This window comes from Kitasatospora sp. NPDC059817, assembly GCF_042731835.1.
Taxonomy (GTDB): domain Bacteria; phylum Actinomycetota; class Actinomycetes; order Streptomycetales; family Streptomycetaceae; genus Kitasatospora.
The window spans coordinates 1-6749 of sequence record NZ_JBHWIR010000271.1; the positions used below are offsets into that span (position 1 = coordinate 1).

General features: G+C 73.6%; 5 protein-coding genes. 3 read left to right on the forward strand and 2 right to left on the reverse strand.

The features are described from left to right. Positions 1-565, forward strand: a 565-nt coding sequence (locus ACFV61_RS32950) for a 3-oxoacyl-[acyl-carrier-protein] synthase III C-terminal domain-containing protein (RefSeq protein ID WP_380495681.1), incomplete at its 5' end; no start/stop codon positions are given. Positions 566-774: 209 nt separating this feature from the next. Here the strand turns inward: ACFV61_RS32950 and ACFV61_RS32955 are convergent. Next, entirely contained in the window at positions 775-1422 is a 648-nt protein-coding gene (locus ACFV61_RS32955) for a TetR family transcriptional regulator (RefSeq protein WP_063348895.1), read from the reverse strand. 436 nt (positions 1423-1858) lie between these two features. Between ACFV61_RS32955 and ACFV61_RS32960 the strand changes: the two genes are divergently transcribed. After that, positions 1859-4270 (forward strand): PQQ-binding-like beta-propeller repeat protein, encoded by a 2412-nt coding sequence (locus tag ACFV61_RS32960; RefSeq protein ID WP_380485517.1) that lies wholly within the window; start codon positions 1859-1861, stop codon positions 4268-4270. Positions 4271-4319: 49 nt separating this feature from the next. Here ACFV61_RS32960 and galE read toward each other — a convergent pair whose 3' ends face one another. Further along, positions 4320-5306, reverse strand: coding sequence for a UDP-glucose 4-epimerase GalE (gene galE / locus ACFV61_RS32965; RefSeq protein WP_380495684.1), 987 nt, complete (start codon positions 5304-5306; stop codon positions 4320-4322). A gap of 209 nt (positions 5307-5515) precedes the next feature. On the opposite strand from galE, the gene ACFV61_RS32970 reads away from it, so the two are divergent. Beyond that, the gene (locus ACFV61_RS32970) at positions 5516-6601 is read left to right on the forward strand and encodes a S1C family serine protease (protein WP_380338176.1); all 1086 of its coding nucleotides are present in this window, start codon (positions 5516-5518) and stop codon (positions 6599-6601) included. The last annotated feature ends 148 nt before the right edge of the window (positions 6602-6749 follow it).

Below are 6749 nucleotides of genomic sequence, written 5' to 3' on the forward strand. Positions count from 1 at the left end.
GGCCGGCGCGGCGCGCGGCGCGCGGGTGATCGGCGCCGCGCGGATGTCCGACACGCTGGACTGGACCGACCGCACCACCTGCGTGATCTTCGGCGACGGCGCCGGCGCCGCGGTGGTCGAGGCCCAGGAGGACGGTGCCGAGCCCGGCATCGGCCCGGTGGTCTGGGGCTCCGAGCCGGAGAAGGGCGACGCCGTGGTGATCACCGGCTGGGACCCGGTGATCAGCCAGCAGGGCCAGTCGGTGTTCCGCTGGGCCACCACCCAGCTCGCCCCGCTGGCCCGCCGGGCCTGCGAGCAGGCCGGGATCGACCCGTCGGAGCTGAAGGGCTTCGTGCCGCACCAGGCCAACCTGCGGATCATCGACTCGATCGCCGCCAAGCTGGGCCTCACCGACGCGGTGGTGGCCCGGGACGTGGTCGACTCCGGCAACACCTCGGCCGCCTCCATCCCGCTGGCCTTCTCCAAGCTGGTCGAACGCGGCGAGCTGTCCCCGGGCGACCCGGTCCTGCTCTTCGGCTTCGGCGGCGGGCTCGCCTACGCCGGCCAGGTGGTCCGCTGCCCCTGACGGCGCGGGGCACCTAGGGCCCCTGAGGGGCGGGAACGCGAACATGCCGGTGGGCGGGCACCCTGTGTGAGGGGTGCCCGCCCACCGGCATGTCTGGCGCGCGTGCGGTACGTCGGCGGACCTCCCCCGAGGACACGGCCGCCGTCCGTCGTACCCCGGACAGGAGGCCGGGGCTGCGCGCGGAGCGGATGGTCGGTTGAGCGGATGGTCTACTTGGGCGGCTTCTTGCCGGTGACGCCCAGGTACACCAGGGGAGCGAGGTTGGGCTTGAGGTCCTTGACCTTGACGCCCCAGGCGGTGAAGGCCTTCTGGTGCTCGGCCGCCGAGGCGAGCAGCGAGACCAGGGCCCCGGCGACGGCGTTCGGGTCGAGCGACTTGTCGGCCTGGCCCTTCGCCTGGAGTTCCTTGACGGCCTCCGCGAGCGGCTTGGCGACCGCGTTGAGGACCGTCATGCGGATCTTGAAGAACCGCTTGTCCCCTTCGGCGGCACCGAGCGTGACCACTCGGAGAATGGCGTCGTTCTTGCGCCAGAAGGCGAGGAATCCGTCGACCAGTTCTTCCGAAGTGGTCGGACCGGACTTCCCTGCCCAGGACTTTCCGGCCACCAGCTCTTTGAGGGTGTCGGCGTCCTTGGCCATTTCCTCGGCGATTTCGAGGACAGCGCCCTCGACATCCGGGAAGTACTGGTAGAAGGTCGCGGGGGAGGTACCCGCCATACGGGCGACGTCGATGACCTTGACGTCCCGGTACGGCGACGTGCTGAGCATCTCGCGGAGGCAGTCGAGCAGCTTCTGCCGCGTTTCCTGTCCGCGTCGCCCGGCGACGCGACCGTCGACGGTGCGAACTTGTCCTGTCATGCCGTCAGCTTACCGTGGCACGATCTTGGCGCGATTCGGTGATGCGACTATTACTCCGCACGGGGGGTTGCTATAGGGGCATGAACCACTTCGGACGGATATTCACCGCGCTCCGCAGGCGTCGTTGAAGCCCCCCCGTGTGCCTTTGACCCCACAGCGTGACGGCGAGTCCGCTGAGGGGTGATCGAGTGACAGAGCGTGACGACTGGCGGCGTCGGAAGATCGGCGCCGAAGGGGAGGGTCCGGGCGTCCGGGTGCAAGCCGCGGCCGGAACGGGCGTCAGAATCCGGCCGTTCCGTCATCACCGGCCGGACGGCGGCGCTCCCGGGGCGGCCGTCGGCTCTGGGCGGGGGAGGTTGGAGATGGGCCGGGCGGCATTGGAGAATCGGGTCCGGCACCACGCGGCGGGTGCGGAAAACGGGGAGGTGGCAGCGGAGTGGACCAGCTGACGGCGCACGATCCGAGGCGGATCGGGCCCTTCGAGGTGCTGGGGCGGCTCGGCGCGGGTGGGATGGGGCTGGTCTACCTGGCGCGCTCCGCCTCCGGCCGGCGGGTGGCCATCAAGACCGTCCGGGGGGAACTGGCCGAGGACGAGCTGTTCCGCGTCCGCTTCGCCCGCGAGATCGAGGCGGCCAAGACGGTCGGCGGTTTCTACACCGCGGCCGTGGTGGACGCCGACGCGGACGCCCGGGTGCCCTGGCTGGCCACCGCGTACATCCCGGCCCCCTCGCTGGAGGACCTGGTCGAGGAGTGCGGTCCGCTGCCGGTGGACGCCACCCGCTGGCTGATCGCGGGCATCGCCGAGGCGCTGCAGTCCATCCACGCGGCCGGGCTGATCCACCGGGACCTCAAGCCCTCCAACGTGCTGGTGGTCGAGGACGGCCCGAAGGTGATCGACTTCGGCATCGCCTCCGGCGTCTCCAGCACCCGGCTCACCATGACCAACGTCGCGGTCGGCACCCCCGCCTACATGTCCCCCGAGCAGGCCAAGGACAGCCGTAACGTCCGGGGCGCCAGCGACGTCTTCTCGCTCGGCTCGCTGATGGTGTTCTGCGCGACCGGGCACCCGCCCTTCAGCGGCTCCAACCCGGTCGAGACGGTGTTCCAGCTGCTGCGCGAGGAGCCGGACCTGTCCGGGATGCCGCGCGAGCTGATGGACCTGGTCCGCGCCTGCATGCGGCCCTCGCCCGAGCACCGGCCCACCCCGGCGCAGATCCAGGCCGAACTGGCCCCGCACCTGTTCTCCCGGGACGACGCCGCCGGTGAGGTCGGCGACTGGCTCCCCGTGAACGCGCTGGAGCTGATCGAGCGCAAGCGCGGCCGCCGCCCGAGCGCGCCGCCCCGGGCCGTCCAGCTGCCGGGCGGCGCGCCACCGCCCCCGGCCGGGCCGCCGCAGGCCGGCCCGCTCCAGCCCCACCAGCCGCCGCAGCCGCACCAGCCGGTCCCGGTGCAGCGCCCCGGCCTGGACGACCCGCGCACCCACCTGGGCGGGGGGCACGCGCCGCCGCCGTCCGGGCCGGTGCACACGGGGCGGAGGCCGGGCCCGGTGTCCGACGGCGAGATCCCGACCGCGAAGATCGCCTCCCCCAACAAGCACCGCGCGCCGGGCGGCGGCGGGGCCGTCGAGGTGCGGCTGTCCGGAGCCTCGGTGCGGATAGGCCCCGGGCCGCGGGCCGAGCACGAGCAGCCCGGCCCGGGCACCGCCCCGGCCGAGACCGACTGGGTCCGCCGGATCACCCCGCCGCCGGCGCCGGCCGCCCGCTGGCGCCCCTGGCGGTTCCGGATGTCCAACGACGTCTGGGGCACCCCGGTGGTCGCCGACGGCACGCTCTTCGTCTCCAGCTTCGAGGTGCACGCGCTGGACATCGCCTCCGGCGAGCGGCGCTACAAGACCCGGGACGTCGCCTGGGCGCTCGCGGTGGACGCCGGCCGGGTGCATGCGGCCGACGGCCCGCACCTGTACACCGTGGACGTCGCGGACGGCACCGAGCGCTGGCGCACCTCACTGGACGGCTGGGTCTACTCGCTCTCCGCCGCCGACGGGGTGCTCTGCTGCGGCGTCCGCGGCGGCGGCGTCCAGCTGCGCTCGGCCGCCAACGGCGCCGAGCTGTGGCGGGCCGACGACGCCCAGCAGGACTACGAGAACCCGCAGTCCGGACCGGTCCTGGTGGCCGGCGCGGCCTACTACTACGGGGCCGGGCGGCTGCGCTGCATCGACCCGCACGGCGCCGGCCTGCGCTGGTCCTTCCCGGTCGGCGAGGACGTGCCCTCGCACCCGGTCGAGCGCGGCGGCGTGCTGTACGTGACGGCCGGCTCCCGGGTGTACGCGCTGGACGCGGCCAGCGGGGTCGAGCGCTGGCGCTTCGAGGCCCCGGTGGTGCTGTTCACCCCGCCCGCGCTGGATGCCGACGCGGTCTACGTGGCCGACTACCTCGGGACGGTGTACGCGCTGGACGCGGCCACCGGCCGGGACCGCTGGCGCGGGGTCACCGGCAACCGCCAGGGCGCCGAGCCGGTGGTGGTCGGGGACGGCATGGTGCTGGTCGGCAGCGGCGGGGTGCTGTACGCCTTCGAGGCGGCGAGCGGCCGGGAGCGCTGGCGCTACACGGCGCGCGGCGAGATCGTCGGCTCCCCGGCGGTGGCCGACGGCCTGGTGCACCTGGGCAGCCGGGACCACTCGCTGCACACCCTGGACCTGGCGAGCGGTCAGCTGCGCTGGGAGCTCGGCACCAAGGGCGAGCTGACCGGCTCGCCGGTCGCGGTCGGCGGCCGGGTCTTCGTCGGCTCCAAGGACCGCTGCGTGTACGCGCTGGACGCCTTCTACGGCACGGCCGTCCCGGCGCGCTGAACCGGCGCGGCGGCGGGGCGGGCGCCCCGCCGCCGTCAGACGCGTCCGATCAGGCCTTGCGGGCCCCGGGGTGGCGGCTGCACCAGCCGTCCCACGCGGAGGCCACCATCTCCGCCACGTCGTGGCGGGCGCCCCAGCCCAGCTCGCGGCGGATCAGGTCGGCCGAGGCCACCACCCGCGCGGGGTCGCCGGCGCGGCGCGGGGTCACCTCGGGGGTGGTGTCGTAACCGGTGACCTTGCCGATCACCTCCAGCATCTCCTTGACGCTGACGCCCTCGCCGCGGCCGATGTTGAGCACCAGCGAGGTCTCGCCGGCCGGGTCGGCGGCCAGCCGCTTGGCGGCCGCGACGTGGGCCGAGGCGATGTCGGAGACGTGGATGAAGTCGCGGACGCAGCTGCCGTCCTGGGTGGGGTAGTCGTCGCCGAAGACCCGCGGGGCCTCGCCGGCGGTGAGCCGCTCGAAGACCATCGGGATCAGGTTGAAGACCCCGGTGTCGGACAGCTCGGGGGAGGCGGCACCGGCCACGTTGAAGTAGCGCAGCGCCACGGTGGAGATGCCGTGGGCCTTCCCGGCCGCGGCGACCAGCCACTCGCCGGCCAGCTTGGTCTCGCCGTACGGGCTCATCGGGGCGCACGGGGTCGACTCGGTGACCAGGTCGACGTCCGGCATGCCGTAGACGGCGGCGGAGGAGGAGAAGAGGAAGCGCTTGACCCCGCCCTCGGCGGCGGCCTCCAGGACGGTCTGCAGGCCGATCATGTTCTCCCGGTAGTAGAAGAACGGCTGCTCGACGGACTCGCCGACCTGCTTCTTGGCGGCGAAGTGCAGGATGCCCTCGATCGCGTGCTCGCGGATGGCGGCGTCCAGGGCGGCCCGGTTCAGGGTGGAGCCCTCGACCAGGGCGACGCCCTCCGGCAGGCGGGAGGCGTCGCCGGTGCTGAGGTCGTCCAGGACGGCGACGCGCTCACCGGCGTCGAGCAGCTGGCGGACGACGTGCCCGCCGATGTATCCGGCACCGCCGGTGATCAACCAAGTCATGGGCCGATTCTAGGGTGTTCGGGTTTCCGTGGTGAGTGCCGGGCGAGTCGAGCCGTCAAATCGGACAAATCGGTGAAATGCTGACAAAGATTTCCGTGCTCTCAGCGTGGTGACGAATCGGAGGCAGTCAGGTGAGCCGAAAGAAGGAACACGCCCGCCCCCTGCCGGCCGGGCCCCGGCCGACCGGCCCCAGGACGGCCCACGGCCGGTTGCTCGTGCCCGGCGCGGTGGCCGTACTGACCGCGCTGGCGCTGGCCGGGTGCAGCAGCGGCTCCTCCTCGTCCGCCTCGCAGGCCGCGGGCTCCCCGTCGAGCTCCGGCTCGGCCAAGCCGGCCTCGTCGGCCCCCGCGCGGTCGGCCGACGGGAACCAGTTGCAGGACGACTACCAGCGGGTCATCGCCGACGTGCTGCCCTCGGTGGTGCAGATCACCACCGGCGACAGCCTCGGCTCCGGGATCGTCTACGACGACAAGGGCGACATCGTCACCAACGCCCATGTGGTGGGCACCGCGACCACCTTCACCGTCACCCTCGCCAACAGCACCAAGTCGCTGGACGCCACCCTGGTCGGCAGCTACCCCGACACCGACCTCGCGGTGATCAAGCTGAGCAGCCCGCCGAGCGGCCTCAAGCCGGCCGCCTTCGGGGACTCCGGCAAGGTCCAGCTCGGCCAGATCACCCTCGCCATGGGCAGCCCGCTCGGCCTCTCCAGCAGCGTCACCCAGGGCATCGTCTCGGCCACCGGACGGACCGTCTCCGAACCCAGGGGCGGCGGCTCGCCCGGCGCCACCATCGGCAACATGGTGCAGACCTCGGCCGCGATCAACCCGGGCAACAGCGGCGGCGCGCTGGTCAACCTGGACAGCCAGGTGATCGGCATCAACACGCTCGCGGCGACGGAGCCCGAGGCCAACGGCGCGGCCGCGCCCGGCATCGGCTTCGCCATCCCGGCGTCCACCATCACCAACATCACCGACCAGCTGATCAAGCAGGGCAAGGTCACCAACTCCGGCCGGGCCGCGCTCGGCATCACCGCCCGGACCAGCTTCAACCAGCAGTTCAAGCCCGCCGGCGCGGTCATCGTGGCGGTCACCGCGGGCGGCCCGGCCGCCTCGGCGGGGATGCAGGCCGGCGACGTGATCACCAAGATCGGGGACGCCACGGTCGACTCGCTGAACGCGCTCACCACCGCGCTCGCCTCGCTCACCCCGGGCGACAAGGCCACCGTCGCCTACACCAGGGACGGCAACAGCCGGACCGCCGACGTCACCCTCGGCGCCCTGGAGAGCCCGTAGGACCCGGCTGGCCGGGCCGCACGCCGCGCAAGGGCTCCGCGGACCGGGCCGCCCCACCGGAGCGGGGGGGGGGGGCGGGGCCGGCCGGGAGGGGCGCGGGGCGGCCGCCCGCTGGGCCGCCCTCTCGGCGGCCTGCGTGGCCGCCCGC